At 73.9% G+C, this 17857-nt stretch carries 17 protein-coding genes and 1 tRNA gene; 10 read left to right on the top strand and 8 right to left on the bottom strand.

Annotation, left to right across the window (positions count from 1 at the left end; translation table 11 throughout):
* Positions 1-19: 19 nt before the first annotated feature.
* On the bottom strand, positions 20-1084 hold the full coding sequence (locus QMF98_RS13775) for a LacI family DNA-binding transcriptional regulator (RefSeq protein WP_337975633.1): 1065 nt from the start codon (positions 1082-1084) through the stop codon (positions 20-22).
* Between the two features lie 241 nt (positions 1085-1325).
* Between QMF98_RS13775 and QMF98_RS13770 the strand changes: the two genes are divergently transcribed.
* The 3 genes from QMF98_RS13770 (at position 1326) to QMF98_RS13760 (ending at position 5237) form a co-directional block, all read left to right on the top strand.
* Positions 1326-2666, top strand: coding sequence for an MFS transporter (locus QMF98_RS13770; protein WP_348773373.1), 1341 nt, complete (start codon positions 1326-1328; stop codon positions 2664-2666).
* 75 nt (positions 2667-2741) lie between these two features.
* Entirely contained in the window at positions 2742-4070 is a 1329-nt protein-coding gene (locus tag QMF98_RS13765) for an MFS transporter (protein WP_337973524.1), read from the top strand.
* A gap of 9 nt (positions 4071-4079) precedes the next feature.
* Positions 4080-5237 (top strand): UDP-N-acetylmuramate dehydrogenase, encoded by a 1158-nt coding sequence (locus QMF98_RS13760; RefSeq protein WP_490715614.1) that lies wholly within the window; start codon positions 4080-4082, stop codon positions 5235-5237.
* Between the two features lie 22 nt (positions 5238-5259).
* On the opposite strand, the gene QMF98_RS13755 is transcribed toward QMF98_RS13760, so the two are convergent.
* From QMF98_RS13755 to QMF98_RS13730, 6 genes are all read right to left on the bottom strand, one after another.
* Complete coding sequence (locus QMF98_RS13755) at positions 5260-6300, bottom strand: adenosine deaminase (protein WP_337975631.1); 1041 nt, start codon at positions 6298-6300, stop codon at positions 5260-5262.
* 57 nt (positions 6301-6357) lie between these two features.
* The gene (locus QMF98_RS13750; protein WP_337973523.1) at positions 6358-6981 is read right to left on the bottom strand and encodes a response regulator; all 624 of its coding nucleotides are present in this window, start codon (positions 6979-6981) and stop codon (positions 6358-6360) included.
* On the bottom strand, positions 6978-8279 hold the full coding sequence (locus QMF98_RS13745) for a sensor histidine kinase (protein ID WP_337973522.1): 1302 nt from the start codon (positions 8277-8279) through the stop codon (positions 6978-6980). The genes QMF98_RS13750 and QMF98_RS13745 overlap by 4 nt, the downstream gene beginning before the upstream one ends.
* A gap of 152 nt (positions 8280-8431) precedes the next feature.
* The gene (locus QMF98_RS13740) at positions 8432-9286 is read right to left on the bottom strand and encodes an ABC transporter permease (protein WP_337973521.1); all 855 of its coding nucleotides are present in this window, start codon (positions 9284-9286) and stop codon (positions 8432-8434) included.
* On the bottom strand, positions 9283-10236 hold the full coding sequence (locus QMF98_RS13735) for an ABC transporter ATP-binding protein (RefSeq protein WP_337973520.1): 954 nt from the start codon (positions 10234-10236) through the stop codon (positions 9283-9285). Before QMF98_RS13735 ends, QMF98_RS13740 begins: the two co-directional genes overlap by 4 nt.
* Before the next feature lie 147 nt (positions 10237-10383).
* On the bottom strand, positions 10384-11607 hold the full coding sequence (locus tag QMF98_RS13730; protein WP_337973519.1) for a pyridoxal phosphate-dependent aminotransferase: 1224 nt from the start codon (positions 11605-11607) through the stop codon (positions 10384-10386).
* A gap of 142 nt (positions 11608-11749) precedes the next feature.
* Here QMF98_RS13730 and QMF98_RS13725 point away from each other — a divergent pair.
* From QMF98_RS13725 to rplA, 5 genes are all read left to right on the top strand, one after another.
* Positions 11750-11822 (top strand) — tRNA-Trp (locus QMF98_RS13725).
* A gap of 150 nt (positions 11823-11972) precedes the next feature.
* The gene (secE, locus tag QMF98_RS13720; RefSeq protein ID WP_263729716.1) at positions 11973-12254 is read left to right on the top strand and encodes a preprotein translocase subunit SecE; all 282 of its coding nucleotides are present in this window, start codon (positions 11973-11975) and stop codon (positions 12252-12254) included.
* Between the two features lie 61 nt (positions 12255-12315).
* Complete coding sequence (gene nusG / locus QMF98_RS13715; RefSeq protein ID WP_337973518.1) at positions 12316-13137, top strand: transcription termination/antitermination protein NusG; 822 nt, start codon at positions 12316-12318, stop codon at positions 13135-13137.
* 95 nt (positions 13138-13232) lie between these two features.
* Complete coding sequence (rplK, locus tag QMF98_RS13710; protein WP_263729713.1) at positions 13233-13664, top strand: 50S ribosomal protein L11; 432 nt, start codon at positions 13233-13235, stop codon at positions 13662-13664.
* A 74-nt stretch (positions 13665-13738) separates the two neighbouring features.
* Positions 13739-14455, top strand: coding sequence for a 50S ribosomal protein L1 (rplA, locus tag QMF98_RS13705; RefSeq protein ID WP_263729712.1), 717 nt, complete (start codon positions 13739-13741; stop codon positions 14453-14455).
* Positions 14456-14648: 193 nt separating this feature from the next.
* Here rplA and QMF98_RS13700 read toward each other — a convergent pair whose 3' ends face one another.
* Positions 14649-16325: a chymotrypsin family serine protease gene (locus tag QMF98_RS13700; protein WP_337973517.1), complete on the bottom strand. Its 1677-nt coding sequence runs from the start codon at positions 16323-16325 to the stop codon at positions 14649-14651.
* Between the two features lie 402 nt (positions 16326-16727).
* On the opposite strand from QMF98_RS13700, the gene QMF98_RS13695 reads away from it, so the two are divergent.
* Positions 16728-17357, top strand: coding sequence for an RNA polymerase sigma factor (locus tag QMF98_RS13695; RefSeq protein WP_337973516.1), 630 nt, complete (start codon positions 16728-16730; stop codon positions 17355-17357).
* Entirely contained in the window at positions 17354-17857 is a 504-nt protein-coding gene (locus tag QMF98_RS13690; protein ID WP_337973515.1) for a carboxypeptidase regulatory-like domain-containing protein, read from the top strand. Before QMF98_RS13695 ends, QMF98_RS13690 begins: the two co-directional genes overlap by 4 nt.

Below are 17857 nucleotides of genomic sequence, written 5' to 3'. Positions count from 1 at the left end.
AGCCGAGTCCCTGCGGACGTCAGACCGTCGGTGCGGGCCCCGCCGTGGTGCCCCACACCAGCTCGACCGGCAGGTCCAGCGACTGCGGCGGCTCGCCCTCGAGCAGCCTCGCGACCTCCCGCCCGACGGCCCGGCCCTTCTCGGCCAGCGGCTGTGCGACGGACGTCAGCACGTCCGGCTTGAACCAGGGCAGGTCCAGCCCGTCGAACCCGACGACGGAGACGTCCTGCGGCACGTGCAGGCCGAGCTCACGGGCGCCCAGCACGACGCCGGCGGCGAGCAGGTCGGACTGGCACACGACGGCGGTCGGCCGGTCAGGGCCGGCCAGCAGCGCGCGCGCCGCGCTGGCGCCGTGCTCGACCAGCGAGGCGGGCGTCTCCCAGATGGCGACGGGCTGGACACCGGCGTCGAAGACGCCGTCGAGCCGCCGGCGGGTGAGCTCCCACTCCAGGGCGTCGAGCCGGGCGGCGTCGACCAGCCCCTCGGAGCGGTCGTTGGTGAAGGGCAGGGTCACCGTGGCGATGCGCGTGTGGCCGAGGCCCAACAGCTGGCGCGTGACGTCCGCGATGCCGGCACGGTCCGCGATGCCGATCACCGAGATGTCGGGATGGCGGCTGCCCTCGACCAGCACCGTCGGGATGCCCCGGCGGCGCAGCGCGCTCAGCACCGGGTCGTCGGTGGTGCCGCCCCACATCATCACCGCGACGTCCATCGCCGCGAGCTCCACCAGCGGGTCCACCGGCGGGTCCGTCGGGTCGTGCGGGCCGGCGATCAGCAGGACGCCCAGCCCCATGGGGCCCAGCGTGCTGGTGATGCCGTCGAGCACCTGGATGGACACGGGGTCCCGGAACGCGCGACGCAGCGCGTCGCCGACGATCACCCCGACGATCCCGGAGCGTCCGCGGCGCAGCTGCCGGCCGAGCGGGTTGGGGCCGGCGTAGCCGAGCGCCTGCGCGGCGTCGAGCACGCGCTGCCGGGTGGCTGCGGCGATCGGGCCGGCCCCGGAGAACGCCAGCGAGGCGGTGGACACCGAGACCCCGGCGGAGGCCGCGACGTCGGCGAGCGTGGGCCGCTGGGAGGACAGGGCGCTCTCCTTCTCCTCGGTCGCCTGCCGGGGCGTCGGTCGGCCGGGCAGATGAGGCCGCTGGTGCACCGCGGTTCGCCGGTCACCGAGGCGGCCACCTGGTTGACGTCGGTCAGCGTACCGGCCAAAATGGCGCCCGTCCTCAAATCGATTCGACAACCGTCGTCCGTTCCGATCGAATCGATTCGACCACTCGCGGCGCCGGACCCGTCCCTCGTCGTCGTCACCTGGAGTCCTCGCTGTGCTGCTCGCCCGCCGATCCCGGACCGGCCCCGTGCCTCGAGCGCGCCTGCTGCTGATCGGCTGCTACGTGCTGATGGGCCTGATGACGTCCGGATGGCTGGCGCGCATCCCGGCGGTCCGTGACCAGCTGCACCTGTCCACCGCCACGCTGGGTGCGCTGCTGCTGGTCGGATCCGTCGGCGCCCTGCTGACCGTCATGGCGTCCGGCGTGCTGGTGCAGCGCATCGGCAGCAGACGGTCGCTGGTGCTGTCCACCGGGGTGCTCGGCGCGGGCTACGCGCTGATGGGCATCGGCCCCGGCGCCGGCTCGGCTGTCGTGCTCGCGGTGGGCATCTTCCTCAACGGCGTCGGTGTGTCGCTCGCCAACATGGTGTTCAACCTCGAGTCCGCCCGCATCGAGCGGGCGATGGGCCGCACCGTGATCCCGCACTTCCACGCCGGCTTCTCGGTGGGCGCCGTCGCGGGCTCGGCGGGCGGCGCGCTCGCCTCGCGGCTCGGCATCTCCGTCACGGCGCAGCTGACGGCGGTCGCCGCCGTGGCGGTGGTCTGGCGGCTGGCGTCCGTGCGTGGCGTCGTGCTCGACCCCGCGGCCGACGAGCTGGCCGCCGCGCTGCGTCCGGTGCCAGGGACGAGCGGTGGACGCCTCCGGTCCGTGCTCTCGGCGTGGACGGAGCGGCGCACCGTGCTGATCGGGGTGGTGGTGCTGGCGGCCTCGTTGTCCGAGGGCTCGGCGAACACCTGGCTGTCCCTGGCCGTGGTGGACGGCTTCCGCAAGCCGGAGTCGATGGGCGGCGTGGTGCTCGGGCTGTTCGTGGCCGCCATGACCGTGGTCCGGCTGCTCGGCACGCGCTTGATCGACCGGTTCGGCCGGGTGGCCGTGCTGCGGACCTCGGGGCTCGTGTCACTCGTCGGGCTGCTGACGTTCGGTCTCGCACCTTCCCTGCCGCTGGCCTGCGTCGGTGTGGTCGCCTGGGGCTTCGGTGCCGCGCTCGCCGTGCCGATCGGCATCGCGGCCGCGTCCGACGACCCCCGGCGGGCGGCTGCCCGCGTCGCGCTCGTCTCCACCTTCGCGTCGGGCGCCTCGATCGCGGCACCGCCCCTGCTGGGCCTCGCCGCCGAGACGATGGGCGCGCGCCACATGCTGCTGCTCGTCGTCGTCGCCATGGTGGCCAGCGTCTCGGTCTCCCGGCAGGTCGCCCGGCTGCGCGCACCCGTACCGGCGGCGGTGCCGACCGTGCGACCCGCGCCCACCGCCGAGCTGCCGGCGGCCGTGGAGCCGTCCGTCACAGGTCTGCCGACCGCTGCTGCCGCCGTACCCGAGCCCGCCGGCTCACGTTGACCGCGGCCTGATCCGAGCCTGGTCACTGCTGCGCCGATGCGTGAGGATGCCCGAGACCCCCGTGGAGAGCTGACGATGAGCACCCCTGCACCCGACCGTTCGGTCCGCGCCGCGTCGTGGGCGGTGGCGGCCGTGTTCACGCTCAGCGGCGTGAACTTCGCCAGCTGGGCGTCGCGCATGCCCGCCATCCGTGACGGCCTGGGGTTCTCGCCCGACCGGATGGGTCTGCTGCTGCTGGTCGCCTCCGTCGGCTCGCTGCTGTCGCTGCCGCTGTCCGGCATGGTGGTCGAGCGGCTCGGTGCACGACGCACGGTGATGACCTTCGCGGTGGTGAACGCGCTGGGCTTCCTGCTCTCGTCGGTCGGCGTGCAGCAGCGGCTGGTGCCGCTGGTCGTCGCGGGGCTGGTCCTGGTGGGCGTGGGCGCCGGCGTCTGGGACGCCTCGATGAACCTCGAGGGTGCTCTCGTGGAGCAGCGGTTGGGTCGCACGGTGATGCCGCGGTACCACGCCGGCTTCTCGTTCGGGACCATGGCCGCTGCCGGGGTGGCGGCCGTCGCGGCCGAGGCCCACGTGCCGGTGGTGACGCACCTGCCGGCCGTGATGGTGGTCAGCACGGTGCTCGTCGCCGTGGCGGTGCGCCGCTTCCTGCCGACCGGCCACGCGGACCACCTCCTGCACCCGGAGCCGCCGACGGACGTCGTGCCGGATGCCGAGGTCGCCGGTCCGACGGCCGGGTCCCGGGCGGCGACCGCCGTCGTCGCGCATCCCGTCGACCTGGCCGCCGACCCCGCGGTGAGCACCCCGCGGGGGGCCCGCGGCGCGCTCGCGGCCTGGGCGGAGCCCCGCACCCTGCTCGTCGGGCTGGTGGTGCTCGCCGCCGCGCTCACGGAGGGGGCGGCCAACGACTGGGCCAGCCTGTCGGTGGTCGACGGGTTCCGCACCAGCCACGCGGTCGGGGCGCTGGCGTTCGGGATCTTCGTCACGGCGATGACGGCCATGCGGATGTTCGGAACCCCGTTGCTGGACCGGTTCGGGCGCGTGGCGGTGCTGCGGCTGTGCGCAGGGCTCGCGCTGGTGGGCCTCACCGTCTTCGGCCTGGTCGGACCGTTGTGGCTGGCGATGGTGGGCATCGTCGCCTGGGGCATGGGCGCGGCGCTCGGCTTCCCGGTCGGCATGAGCGCGGCCGCGGACGACCCGCGGCGCGCGCCGGCGCGCGTGAGCGTCGTGTCCACCATCGGGTACTCCGCGTTCCTCGGCGGCCCGCCGCTGCTCGGGCTGCTGGCGCAGCACGTCGGCTACCGGCACGCGCTGCTGGCGATCCTGGTGCCCGTCGCGCTGAGCCTGGCGGTGATGGGCGCCGCGGCGCCCCTGCATCGCGACCGGGCCCAGCCCGACCGGGCTTAGCCTGGCCGGGTGACCGCCGAGCCGACCATCACCTCCGCCAGCGAGCCCGCGCAGGACGGTCCGGCATCGGTGCCGACGCTGGCGGACCTGACCACCCTGCGCGTCGGTGGCCCCGCCGCCCGTTACGTGGAGACGGCCACCGAGGCGGAGCTGATCGACGCCGTGCGGACCGCGGACGAGGCCGGCGAGCCGCTGCTGGTCGTCGGTGGTGGCTCCAACCTCCTGGTGGCCGACGAGGGGTTCGACGGCGTCGTCGTGCGGGACGTCCGCACCGGCATCGACGTCCCGGACCACTCCGCGTGCGCCGGTGTGACCTACCAGCTGCCGGCCGGGCAGCCCTGGGACGAGGTCGTCGCGTTCGCCGGTGAGCACCGGCTGCACGGGATCGAGGCGCTGTCCGGCATCCCCGGCTCGGTCGGGGCCGCACCGGTGCAGAACATCGGGGCCTACGGGCAGGAGGTCGCCCAGACGGTCGCCAGCGTGCGCACGTGGGACCGGGCGCGCGGCCGGGTCCGCACGCTCGCCCTGTCCGACCTGCAGCTGTCCTACCGCAGCTCGCTGCTCAAGCGGTCCATGCGGGCGGCGCCGTCAGACGAGGACCCGGGCGCGCCCTGGTGGCCCACCCCTCGCTACGTCGTGCTCGACGTCACGCTCCAGCTGCGGCAGGGCTCGCTGTCGGCACCCATCGCCTACGCCGAGCTGGCGCGGACGCTCGGCGTCGAGCTCGGTCAGCGGGCACCCCTCGCAGACGTGCGGGCGGCCGTGCTGAGCCTGCGTGCCGGCAAGGGCATGGTGCTGGACCGGGCCGACCACGACACGTGGAGCGCCGGGTCGTTCTTCACCAACCCGCTGCTGACGCCCGAGCAGGCCGCGCAGCTGCCGCCGGACGCCCCGCGGTTCCCGCTGCCGGACGACGGCGCGCGGGACGGCGTGCCCGGCGGCGTCAAGACGAGCGCCGCGTGGCTGATCGACCACGCCGGCTTCGCCAAGGGGTTCGGTGACGGTCCCGCGAGGCTCTCCGGCAAGCACGTGCTGGCGCTGACCAACCGTGGTGGCGCGACGGCTGCGGACCTGCTGGCGCTGGCGCGCACCGTCCGGGACGGTGTGGCGCGGCGTTTCGGCGTCGTGCTGGAGCCGGAGCCGGTGCTGGTGGGCGCTGCGCTCTGACCGGCTCTGACCGCCGGGCGGGTCAGCCCGCCGGCGCCGCCAGCCAGTCGTCCACACCGGCCAGCAGCCGGTCCTTCGTCGTCGCCGACGCGCGGCTGGCCAGGATCGACCCCCGAGCCAGCTGGGCCAGCTCGGTGTCGCTGAACCCGTGCACCTCGCGGGCCGCCCGGTACTGCTCCACCAGCCGTGACCGGAACAGCAGCGGGTCGTCCGCGCCGAGAGCCACCTGCGCGCCGGCCTCCGCCAGGGCGCGCAGCGGCACGTCGGCCGCCGTGGCGTAGATGCCGAGCGAGACGTTGGACGCCGGGCAGACCTCCAGCGCCACGCCCGACTCGAGCACGCGCTCCAGCACCGCGGGGTCCTCGACGGACCGCACGCCGTGCCCCAGCCGGTCCGGCTCGAGCTGGTCCAGCACCTGGTCGACGTGGGTCGGCCCCAGCAGCTCACCGCCGTGCGGCACCGAGGCGAGACCCGCGTGGCGGGCGATGGCGAACGCCGGTGCGAACGCCGAGGTGTCACCCCGGCGCTCGTCGTTGGACAGCCCGAACCCCACCACCTCGCCCGGCCCCTCACCGGCGTGCCGTGCGGCGAGCCGGGCCAGGGTGCGGGCGTCGAGCGGGTGGCGCAGCCGCGATGCGGCGACCACAACGGCAACCTCGACGCCGTGCCGGGCGGAGGCCGCCCGGGCCTCGTCGAGCACGATCTCCAGGGCGGGGGTCAGCCCGCCGACGAACGGCGCGTACGACGTGGGGTCCACCTGGATCTCGAGGCGTCCCGAGCCCTCGGCGGCGTCGTCCGCGGCCGCCTCGTCGACGATCCGCCGCATGTCCGCCTCGGAGCGCACGCACGCGCGCGCCGCGTCGTAGAGCCGCTGGAACCGGAACCAGCCGCGCTCGTCGGCCGGCACGTGCACGCGCTCGCCCTCCTGCAGCAGGTCGGGCAGCACGATGCCGCGGCGGGCCGCCATGTCCGTCAGGGTGGCCGAGCGCATCGACCCGGTGAAGTGCAGGTGCAGGTGCGCCTTGGGCAGGGCCCGCAGGTCGCGCCCGCTCTCGGTGCTCAGCGGGCCTCCAGCATGCCCGTCACCCTACGTGGCGCCTGCCGTCGGGGCGGACGCAGGTCAGGCGCCCGGCAGGATGCCGCGCTCGATCGCCACCGTGACGGCACGGGTCCGGTCGTCGACACCGAGCTTGGCGAAGGCGCGCAGCAGGTGCGTCTTCACGGTCGCCTCGGTGATGTACAGCTCGCGTCCGATGGCCACGTTCGACAGCCCTCGGGCCACCAGCGCCAGCACCTCCTGCTCACGGGTCGTCAGCCGCTCGTCGCCGCCGCGCAGCTGCTGCACCAGCCGGCGGGCGACGGACGGGGAGAGCGCCGACTCGCCGCGCGCGGCGGCGCGCAGACCGGCGACGAGCTGGTCGCGCGGGGTGTCCTTCAGCAGGTACCCGGTCGCGCCGGCCTCGACGGCCCGCAGGATGTCCGTGTCCGTCTCGTAGGTGGTCAGCACCAGCACGTGCACGCCGGGCACCTCCCGCGCGATGCGAGCGGTCGCCTCGGCACCGTCCATCCGCGGCATCCGCAGGTCCATCAGCACCAGGTCCGGCCGAAGTCCGGTGGCGAGCGCGACGGCCTCCTCACCGTCGGCCGCCTCGCCGACCACCTCCAGGTCGGGCTCGACGGCCAGCATGCCGGCCAGCCCCGAGCGCACCACCGGGTGGTCGTCGGCGATGAGCACGCGGATCATCGAGCACCCCCGGCAGCCGCTCCCGCGGACCCGCTGCGACCCGGGTCCCGCCCACCGTCCGCCTGCGCGCCCGTCGTCCCGGTCGGCACCGTCACCGCCACCCGCGTCCCTCCCGCCGGTCCCGCCTCCACCTGCAGCGACCCGCCGCCGTCGTGCGCGCGCTCGCGCATGCCCCGCAACCCGTTGCCCTCGGTGGTGCCCGGCGGCAGTCCCCGGCCGTCGTCCTCCACCTCGAGCCGCACCACGTCGTCGGCCCGCACCAGCCGGAGCGTCACGCTGCGCGCGGCAGCGTGCTTGCGGATGTTCGCCAGAGCCTCCTGCGCCGAGCGCAGCAGCACCACCTGCGCCTCCCGCGGCAGGTCGTCACCGGCGGTCTGGTCGCCTGCCAGCTGCACCTGCACGTCGGCCTCTGCCGAGAACCGCTCCGCGAGCCGCACCAGCGCCTCGCCGAGCGAGGCGTCCCGCAGCCCGGCCGGTCCGAAGGCCGCGACCAGGCTGCGTGCCTCGGCGAGGTTGTCCCGCGCCACCTGCTCGATCTGCGTCACCCGCGTCCGCGCCGCCTCCGGCCGACCGCGGTCCAGCTCCGCCTGCGTGGTCTGGGCGAGCATCACCACGGAGGTGAACCCCTGGGCGAGCGTGTCGTGGATCTCCTGGGCCAGCCGCTGCCGCTCGGCCACCACACCGGCCGCGTGGTGGGTCGCCGCCAGCTCGGCCTGGGTCGCCTCGAGGCGGCGCAGCAGCTCGGCCCGCTCCTCGCTCTGCTCCGCGGTCATCGTGATCCACAGGCCCAGCACGATGCTGAACACCAGGCTCGCCAGCATCTGGGCGGCGAAGCCGACCAGCTCGTCGCGCCAGCCGCGGGCCGCGACGGTGGCCGCCGCGATCACCACCACGGTCAGCCCGGTGCACCACAGCGCCCCGCGCAGCCGGTTGCGGCTGAAGAACCAGATCTGCGTGTACGCGACGAACAGCAGGACGAATCCCGCGCTGGTGAGCGCCGTGCAGACGGCGGTCAGCGGGAGCAGCAGCGCCAGGTAGGCGTCGGCACGGCGCGGGTGGTGCCCGTCCATCGCCCCACGGCCCACCAGCACGTACGCCGCGACCAGCGCGACGATGACCGCGAGCGCCCACCACGTCCGCGAACCGGTGGTCCCCGGGATGACGATCGCCACGGCAGCCACCGCGGTCAGCGCGAAGAACAGGGCGTCCCAGCCGCTGAGCCGGCGCACCGCGCGGTCCAGCCGTTCGACGACCGTCGTCGGCCTGCTGTCGTGCGGGTGCGGCGCCTGCGCGGGCATGGGCCGACCCTCCCACAGCGCCCGGGCCCAGGTGGACGCCATCGACCGCGGCGGCACGGCAGGCGCAACCGGGGGCGCCACCCGGGGCGACGCCGAGGCCTGGCCGGTCCGCGCGTCGCGCGGTCCGGCCAGGCCGTCAGCAGGGTGCACGTTCACCCGTCGTCCCGGCGCAGCCACCGGAACCGCCGCCCGCCCAGCACCAGCCCGGCCACCAGCCAGGCGGCCAGGACGCCGGCGGTCAGCCCGTGCTGCCACGAGCCGGAGGGCTCCATGCTCAGCGCCCCGTCCGGCAGGAACACCGAGCGCATGCCCTGCGCCATCCACTTCAGCGGGAACACCGACGCGACGTCCTGCATCCACGTCGGCAGCTGGTCGTACTGGAAGAACACCCCGGAGACGAACTGCAGCACCAGCACGATCGGCACCACCACGGCGCTCGCGGACCGCCCGGACCTCGGCACCGAGGAGAACGCGACCCCGCACACCGACCCGGTCGCCGTACCCAGCACGAACACCCACGCGAAGGTCAGCCACCGGCCGGCGTCGCTCGGCAGCGGCACGTCCCACAGCAGGGCGGCGGCGCCGATCAGCAACGCGGTCTGCAGCAGGGCCGTCACCAGCACCTGCCCGACCTTGCCGAGGAAGTACGACGCGGCCGGCAGGGGAGTGCCGCGCAGACGCTTCAGGGCGCCCTCGTCGCGCTCGACGGCGACGAACGTCGCCAGGTTCTGGAAGCTCGACAGCATCACGCCGGTGGCCACCATGCCGGGCAGGAAGTACTGGGCGAAGCTGACCGGCCCGACGGTGCCGCCGTCCCGTCCGAACACCGTCGCGAAGATGCCGAGCATCACCACCGGGTACAGGAAGATGAACGCCACCGCGTCGCGCTCCCGGGCGTAGGCCCGCAGCTCGTACCCGGCACGGACCAGGCCCAGGCGCAGCACGCCGGGCAGGGGAGGGGTGACGACGGCCGACCCACGGTCGGTCGGCACGGGCAGCGCGGTCATCGCCGGGCCCCCGTCCGCTCCGCACCCGAGCGGCCGACCAGCACGGGCGACGCGTCACCCGGACCAGCCTCCGCACCAGCCGCGTCGGCGGCGCCCACCAGCCCGAGGTACACGTCCTCGAGCGTCGGGCGGACCACCTGCAGCCCCGGTACCTCGTCGAGCCCCTCCGCGGCGAACCGCGTGGTCAGCTCGGCGACCGTCCGGGTCGGGGTGTCGGTGGCGACCTCCTGCAGCTCGTCGTCACGCAGCCACCGCACCCGTGCGCGGTGCGCCTGCCGACCGCCCAACGTGTGCGGCGCACCCTCGGCCACCACGTGGCCGGCGCTCACCACGACGACGCGGTCCGCCAGCTGCTCGGCCTCGTCCATGTAGTGGGTGGTCAGCAGGATCGTCGTCCCGCCGTCGCGGAGGCCCTTGACCAGGTCCCAGAACGCCCGGCGTGCCTCCGGGTCGAACCCCGTGGTCGGCTCGTCGAGGAACAGCAGCTCGGGGCGCCCGACGACGCCGAGCGCGACGTCCAGCCGCCGCCGCTGCCCGCCGGACAGCTGACGCGCCCGCGTGCGCCGCCGGTCCTCCAGGCCCACCGCCGCGATCAGCTCGTCGACGTCCCGCGGCCGCGGGTAGTACGCCGCGAACTGCCGCACCAGCTCCTCGACGGTGGCCTCGGCCAGGTCGTTGACGCTCTGCAGCACGATGCCGACGCGTGAGCGCCACGCCCGGTCCGCCGTCTGCGGGTCCGTGCCGAGCACCCGCACCTCGCCGGCGTCCCGGTGCCGGTAGCCCTCGAGGATCTCGACGGTGGTCGTCTTGCCCGCGCCGTTCGGCCCGAGCACCGCCACCACCTCACCGGTGTCGACGTGCAGGCTCACCCCGTCGACGGCGTGCTTGTCCCCGTAGCTCTTGTGCAGCCCGACCACGTCGACCGCGCGGCTGCCGATGTCTCTCGCCATGACCACCAGCGTGGTCGGGAAGCTCCACCTGCCGCGACGGCCGGGTCACCGCCCCGTGCGTCCACCGATCGGTGGACGGGGCGGTCCACCGCTGCCGGACGTCAGACCGCGTCGCCCGGCAGCGTCAGCCCGCCCGCCCCAGCAGGGTCAGCTCGCCTCGCCCAGCAGGGACACGATCCGCCCGACGCCCTCCACCAGGTCGTCGTCGCCCAGCGCGTACGACAGCCGCAGGTAGCCCGACGGCCCGAACGCCTCGCCCGGCACCACCGCGACCTCGACCTGGTCGAGGATCAGCGCCGCCAGCTCCGCGGAGGTGGCGGGCGTGACACCGCGGATGGTCCGGCCGAGCACGCCCTTCACCGACGGGTACGCGTAGAAGGCGCCCTGCGGGGCCGGGATCCGCACGCCGTCGATCTGCTCGAGCATCGAGACCATCGTCCGGCGCCGCCGGTCGAACGCCGCCCGCATCGCCTCGACCGCCGACAGGTCGCCGGTGACGGCTGCGATCGCCGCCCGCTGCGACACGTTGGCCACGTTCGACGTCAGGTGCGACTGCAGGTTGGTGGCGGCCTTCACCACGTCCGACGGGCCGATCAGCCACCCGACCCGCCAGCCGGTCATCGCGTAGGTCTTCGCGACGCCGTTGAGCACGATCGCCGTCTCGGCGAGCTCGGGCACCACGCGGACGATCGGGGTGAACACCGAGTGGTCGTAGGTCAGGTGCTCGTAGATCTCGTCGGTGATCACCCAGATGCCGTGCTCCAGCGCCCAGCGCCCGATCTCCTCGGTCTGCTCGGGGGAGTACACGGCGCCGGTCGGGTTGGACGGCGAGCAGAACAGCAGCGCCTTGGTCCGCTCGGTCCGGGCCGCCTCGAGCTGCTCGACCGTGACCAGGTAGCCCGCGTCCGTGTCGGCGAACACCTCCACCGGCACGCCGCCTGCCAGGCGGATCGCCTCGGGGTAGGTGGTCCAGTACGGCGCGGGCAGCAGCACCTCGTCACCGGGGTCGACGATCGTCGCGAACGCCTGGAACACCGCCTGCTTGCCGCCGTTGGTGACCAGCACGTCCGCCGGGCGCACCTCGTAGCCGGAGTCGCGCAGCGTCTTGGCCGCGATCGCCTCGCGCAGCTCGGGCAGGCCGGCGGCGGGCGTGTACCGGTGGTTGCGCGGGTCGGCGGCCGCGGCGATCGCCGCGTCGACGATGGGCTGCGGCGTCGGGAAGTCCGGCTCACCGGCGCCGAAGCCGATCACGGGCCGGCCGGCAGCCTTGAGCGCCTTGGCGCGGGCGTCGACGGCGAGGGTGGCGGACTCGGCGATGGCGCCGACCCGGGCGGACACGCGAGGGCGGGGGGACGAGGTCTGCTGGCTCACCGGGCCATCATCGCGCGGACCGGGGGCAGTTCGACCGGGCGTCCACGGTCGCGTACAGTGGACCCCCGGCGGTTGACGTCCGTCATGATCAGTTGCGCCCTCGGCGGGAACCGATCGCACGTGCTGGACGTCGAACGACCGTAGGGCAGTGGCGCAATTGGTAGCGCAGCGGTCTCCAAAACCGCAGGTTGCAGGTTCGAGTCCTGTCTGCCCTGCGCAAGCGGTCATCCGATCGCGAGCAGGTCTGCCGGACGGTCCAGCGGGTCACGCCGGCACCGCAGCCGTCAGGTCCCTCCGGGACGTGACGCGCGACGGATGTCCGGCTCGGCGCCGGCGACGTCCGTCATGAGAGGGAGAGGCCAGACGTGAGCGAACCCGCACCCGCGGCTGCGTCCGAGGGCAAGGCGCCGCGCCGCAGCACGGCACCGAGCACTCGAGCCGGCGCGGAGCGTCGTGGGCTCTTCGCCCGCATCGCCCTGTTCTGGCGCCAGGTGGTCGCCGAGCTGAAGAAGGTGGTCTGGCCCACCCGCTCCGAGCTGGGCACCTACACGATGGTCGTGATCGCGTTCGTCGTCATCGTGATGGCCTTCATCACGGTCGTCGACTTCGGCGCCGGCCAGCTCACCTTCTGGGTGTTCGGCGGCTGACCGCCCACCGGGACCCGTGAGGTCCCGTCAGTTCGTCCCCGAGCAGGAAGCAGGTTCGCACGTGTCGCAGGAGTCGCCGCAGCCCACCCCGGGCGCCGAGGCCGAGCTCGAGGACGCCCTCGAGTCGGTCGAGGCCGTCGAGGGGACGTCGGACGTGGCTCCGTCCAGCACGGACGCGGACGAGGCGCCCGAGGACGAGCTCGCGCAGGACGAGGTCGAGCAGGACGAGGTCGCGGCGCCCGACGAGGACGCGGCGTCCGACGAGGACGAGCCGGACCCCGACGAGGACCCGGTCGCCGCGTTCAAGGCCAAGCTCCGCCGGCTCCCGGGCGACTGGTACGTCATCCACTCGTACGCGGGCTACGAGAACCGGGTGAAGACGAACCTGGAGAACCGCACCCAGAGCCTCAACATGGAGGACTTCATCTACCAGGTGGAGGTCCCCATGGAGGAGGTCGTGGAGATCAAGAACGCGCAGCGCAAGGTCGTCAAGCGCGTCCGGATCCCCGGCTACGTCCTGGTGCGCATGGACCTGACGGACGAGTCGTGGGGCGCCGTGCGCCACACGCCCGGGGTCACCGGTTTCGTCGGCCACACCCACCAGCCCGTGCCGCTGACGCAGTCCGAGGTGTACTCGATGCTCGCGCCGAGCCTGCAGCCGACCACCCCCGCGGCGACCAAGGCCGCCAAGGCCGCGGCCCCTGTGCAGGTCGACTTCACCGTCGGCGAGTCGGTCACCGTCACCGACGGCGGCCCGTTCGACACGCTGCCGGCGACGATCTCCGAGATCAACCCCGAGAACCAGAAGCTCAAGGTGCTCGTCTCGCTGTTCGGCCGCGAGACCCCCGTGGAGCTGTCCTTCAGCCAGGTCTCCAAGATCTGACCCCCACCCCCTGATCCCGCCGGGCGGCGCTTGCCGCGCGGCAGTGCAACCGGGTCATCGCCCACGGCGTCGGCCCACGACAAGAACGGACTGCAATGCCCCCGAAGAAGAAGGTCACCGGCCTCATCAAGCTCCAGATCAACGCCGGTGCTGCCACCCCCGCCCCGCCCATCGGCCCGGCGCTCGGTCAGCACGGCGTGAACATCATGGAGTTCTGCAAGGCCTACAACGCGGCGACCGAGTCGCAGCGCGGCAACGTCATCCCGGTCGAGATCACGGTGTACGAGGACCGCTCGTTCACCTTCGTCACCAAGACCCCGCCGGCCGCCGAGCTGATCAAGAAGGCCGCCGGTGTGGCCAAGGGCTCCCCGACGCCGCACACCACCAAGGTGGCCACCCTGACCAACGCCCAGGTCCGTGAGATCGCCAGCACCAAGCTGGAGGACCTCAACGCGAACGACCTGGACGCCGCCGCGAAGATCATCGCCGGCACCGCCCGCTCGATGGGCATCCGCGTCGAGGGCTGAGCCCCCGGCACGTCACACCAGTGGCAGGGCCCTGTGCGGCCCGTCGACCACGACTGCTGAACAAGGAGAAGCAGATGGCCAAGCACAGCAAGAAGTACCGCGCCGCTCTCGAGAAGATCGAGGCCGGTCGCATCTACAGCCCGCTCGAGGCGGTGCGCCTGGCGAAGGAGACGTCGACGACGTCCTACCCGTCCACCGTCGAGGTCGCGTTCCGCCTCGGTGTCGACCCGCGCAAGGCGGACCAGATGGTCCGTGGCACGGTGAACCTGCCGAACGGCACCGGCAAGACGGCCCGCGTCGTCGTGTTCGCCGTCGGTGAGCGTGCCGAGCAGGCGCGTGCCGCAGGTGCCGACGAGGTCGGTGGCGACGAGCTGATCGAGAAGGTCGCCGGTGGCTACACCGACTTCGACGCCGCCGTGGCGACGCCGGACCTGATGGGCAAGGTCGGCCGTCTGGGCAAGGTGCTGGGTCCCCGTGGCCTGATGCCCAACCCGAAGACCGGCACGGTGACGATGGACGTGGCCAAGGCCGTCTCCGACATCAAGGGCGGCAAGATCGAGTTCCGCGTGGACCGTCACGCGAACCTCAACTTCATCATCGGCAAGACGTCGTTCACCGACGTGCAGCTGGTGGAGAACTACGCCGCGGCGCTCGAGGAGATCCTCCGGCTCAAGCCGGCCGCCTCGAAGGGTCGGTACATCTCCAAGGCGACGATGTCGACGACGAACGGCCCGGGCATCCCGCTCGACCAGAACAAGACGCGTCGGCTCACGGAGGAGGACGCGGCCTGACGGTCGCCCTCCCCGCAGCACGAACGAAGGCCCGGTCCGCGAGGACCGGGCCTTCGTCGTTCCCGGGCGGCCCTCCGCCCGCCCGGGGGCGCCCGCCGCGTGGCGGCAGGCGGTCCGGTGGCGGAACGACCTCCCCCTGCGGGGCCGTTCCGCCACCACGACGGTCAGCGCGGGCGCCGGTGCGGTGGGAGCGTCATCGACGCCGGCCCTGCCGCAGGCCCGCCATCCAGCCCTCCCAGAACGCCCGGCGCAGCCGCAGCGTGGCGACCGCTCGTGCGCGGACGGCCGGGTCGGCGGCCCAGACGCCGGAGGCCTCGGTGAACGGTTCGGTGAACGGTTCCGTGACCGTGGCGGCGACCGGTTCGGTGAAGGGCTCCGTGAACGGTTCGGTGAACGGTTCGGTGAACGGCTGGGCCGCTGCGTCGGAGACCGGTTCGGTGAAGGGCTCCGTGAACGGCTGGGCCGCTGCCTCGGTGAACGGTTCCGTGAAGGGCTCGGTGAACGGCTGGGCCGCTGCCTCGGTGAACGGTTCCGTGAAGGGCTCCGTGAACGGCTCCGTGAAGGGCTGGGCCGCTGCCTCGGTGAACGGTTCCGTGAACGGCTCGGTGAAGGGTTCCGTGAACGGTTCGGTGAAGGGCTGGGCCGCTGCCTCGGTGAACGGCTCGGTGAACGGCTCCGTCGCGGCCTCCGGTCGCACGGCCGGCGTCACGTCCTCTCCGGTCGGCGCGGCGCCGACCCGGTCGGTCGGCCCCGCACCCGGGCCTCCGGTCCGCACGCCGTCCGTGGCCGCGCCGACTCGTGGTGCCGTCGGACGTGCTCCGACGCCGTCGCCCATCCCGAAGGCCGCCTCGATCGGCGGCAGCAGGACGTCCCGCCGGATGGACGCCACCAGCCGCGCCTGCGCAGCGCGTCGTGCGGCGGTCGCGGCGACCGATGCGGGTGTGGCCACCTGGACCCCGAGCGTCGCCAGGACCACGTCGATCGGGCTGGACACGGCGAAGCTGCCGTCGTCCTCGGCGGACCAGTGCAGCCCGACCACCCGGCCCTGCAGGTCGACCACGGCCGAGCCGGAGTCGCCGCCGGCGGAGAACCGCGAGGTGCCCGGCGCAGGTTCGATCCGCAGCTGGTCGCGCAGGATCTTCGGGCCCGTGCCGGGGCCGAAGTCGACCTTGACGGTCAGGTCGGTCGAGGCGACCACGCCGGACGTCAGACCCGTGGTGCGTCCGTGCTTACGGACGGCTGTGCCGACCTCCGCGTACGCCCAGCCCGTCACGGCTCCGATGCCGACGACGGCGGGGGTCCACCGCGCACCGGGCGCGAGGGCCACCACGGCCGCGTCGACACGTTCCGTCAGCACGCCGCGCGCCAGCGAGCCGAACCGGTCCGCCGGGGACCCGCCGTCGGCGACCGCCGGCTGCACCCAGACGCTGCCGACGTCCTCGAGGCCGTCGCCGGCGGCGACGTGCCAGTTCGTCAGGGCCAGCGTGCGGTCCGTCCCGGGCTCGGTCACCAGCAGCCCCAGCGTGCCGTTCACGGAGCGGAGCCTCGCGCCCTCGTCGGACGGCAGCGTCACGGGGTCCAGGGGGCCGATCGACATGCCGCCGGCGAGGGGTCGGAACCGTTCCGGGCTGACCGGCGGGGGTGCCGTCGGCTCGAGCCCGACGTGATGCACCACGACGTCGGTCGGCACGCCCTCGATCTGCTCGGGGATGCGCTCCCCGGGGCCGAGCTCGTCGGCGCCGCGCTTCACCTCGACGTGGACCACGATCGCCAGCACGCCGGAGCGTCGGCCACCGGTGAGCTTCTCCGCGATGTCGACACCGACGACCCCGGGCCGGGCGAGCAGCGCGTCCTCCGCTGCGCGCTTCACCGGCCGCACCTCGGCGCGCCCCGGCGGCTCGGCGGCCGCTGACGGCGGAGGAGCGACGGTCGGCGACGGGCTCGAGGGCACTGGTCGCTCCGGTGCGGTCATGGGGTACGCACTCCTCATGGCTCAGGCGCGGCGCGGGAGCGCCACGCGATCGACAGGAGCATCCCGCGGCGTGCCAGATACAGGGCCTTTTCGCCGAGGGATCGCCGGACCGGTGTATCTGCGTGCGACGGTGCTGCTCCTGACCCTCGACGCGGCTGGACGTGGGGGACGTCGACGCCGTCGCGAGCGGGCACCGCGACGGGCCGGAGGTCCCTTGCGTCCTTGTCTGGGTTGTCCGGGTCGTCCTAGTCTGCACGGCAGGGGCGGCCACCCGCCGAGGACACGTGCGAGGGGTCGATGATGAGTGACGAGGTGGTGGGACCGGTCGAGGCCGGGCTCCGCGACCAGGAGCAAGGGCTCGCGCTGCGCGCGGCGCACGCGGTGCTGGCCTATCGCGCCGGTGACCGTGCCCCCCTCGCCGAGCTCGTCGAGGTGATGACACCCCTGCTGTGGCACACGGTGCGCGCGCAGGGTGCGGATCCCGAGCAGGCTCAGGACGTCGTCCAGAACGTCTGGCTCACGCTGGTGCGCGACATCGAGACGATCCGCGACCCCCGCGCCACGCTGCAGTGGATGCTCGTCACCGCGCGCCGGGCGGCATGGCGGACGGTGCGCCGCAGCCGCGACGAGCTGATGCGCCAGCAGCAGGACGAGACGGTGACGGACTGGCTCGCCGCCCCCCTGGACCAGCTGCCCGACGTGGTCGCCGTGCGCGACGAGCGCGACCGGGCGCTGTGGCGGCACGTGCGGGAGCTGCCCGAGCGCTGCCGGCAGCTGCTCGGGCTGGTGGCGACGGTCGACCGACCCGACTACGCCGTCGTGTCGCGCTCCCTCGGGATGCCGGTCGGGAGCATCGGGCCGACGCGCGGCCGCTGCCTGGCCAAGCTCCGCCAGGCACTCACCTCCGACCCCACGTGGAGCCTGGTGTGAACGCCGACGGCCGCGAGCTCGAGGCCCTCGCCGACGCCCCGCTCGATGAGCTCGACCTCGAGGTGCTGCGCCGGCTCGACGCCCTGGTCGACGCGGTCGACCCCGTCCCGGCGGGCCTGGTGGAACGGATCGGCATCGCGCTGACCGTCGAGGCCCTGCACGCGGAGGTCGCCGAGCTGCACCTGGTCGGCGAGGCCGCGGGTTCGGTGCGCGCCGACGAGACCAGCATCGAGGCCGGCACCATCACCTTCACCACCGACGTGCTGACGGTGATGGTGTCCGTGCACCCGGAGGGGGACCGGTTGCGGGTGGACGGCTGGGCCGCCCCGGCGGGACTGCTGACGGTCGAGCTGCACCAGCACGGCGACGTCGTCGTGACCAGCTCGAACGCGGACGGCCGGTTCTCCTTCTCGGACGTGGAGCGCGGACCGGCCAGGTTCGTCCTGCGCCGTCCGGCCGAGCCCACCGTGCCGATCGTGACCCCGCAGATCGAGCTGTAG

The organism is Cellulomonas sp. NTE-D12, assembly GCF_027923705.1.
Taxonomy (GTDB): Bacteria; Actinomycetota; Actinomycetes; order Actinomycetales; family Cellulomonadaceae; genus Cellulomonas.
The sequence above is the reverse complement of the archived record's forward strand: the minus strand, read 5'-3'. Positions and strand labels throughout refer to the sequence as shown.

Excerpts from the sequence above, each read along its gene's own strand:
- QMF98_RS13765 (WP_337973524.1), top strand. The coding sequence starts at position 2,742 with ATGAGCACCCCTGCACCCGACCGTTCGGTCCGCGCCGCGTCGTGGGCG.
- QMF98_RS13750 (WP_337973523.1), bottom strand. The coding sequence starts at position 6,981 with ATGATCCGCGTGCTCATCGCCGACGACCACCCGGTGGTGCGCTCGGGG.
- QMF98_RS13745 (WP_337973522.1), bottom strand. The coding sequence starts at position 8,279 with ATGCCCGCGCAGGCGCCGCACCCGCACGACAGCAGGCCGACGACGGTC.
- QMF98_RS13740 (WP_337973521.1), bottom strand. The coding sequence starts at position 9,286 with ATGACCGCGCTGCCCGTGCCGACCGACCGTGGGTCGGCCGTCGTCACC.
- QMF98_RS13735 (WP_337973520.1), bottom strand. The coding sequence starts at position 10,236 with ATGGCGAGAGACATCGGCAGCCGCGCGGTCGACGTGGTCGGGCTGCAC.
- rplK (WP_263729713.1), top strand. The coding sequence starts at position 13,233 with ATGCCCCCGAAGAAGAAGGTCACCGGCCTCATCAAGCTCCAGATCAAC.
- rplA (WP_263729712.1), top strand. The coding sequence starts at position 13,739 with ATGGCCAAGCACAGCAAGAAGTACCGCGCCGCTCTCGAGAAGATCGAG.
- QMF98_RS13695 (WP_337973516.1), top strand. The coding sequence starts at position 16,728 with ATGAGTGACGAGGTGGTGGGACCGGTCGAGGCCGGGCTCCGCGACCAG.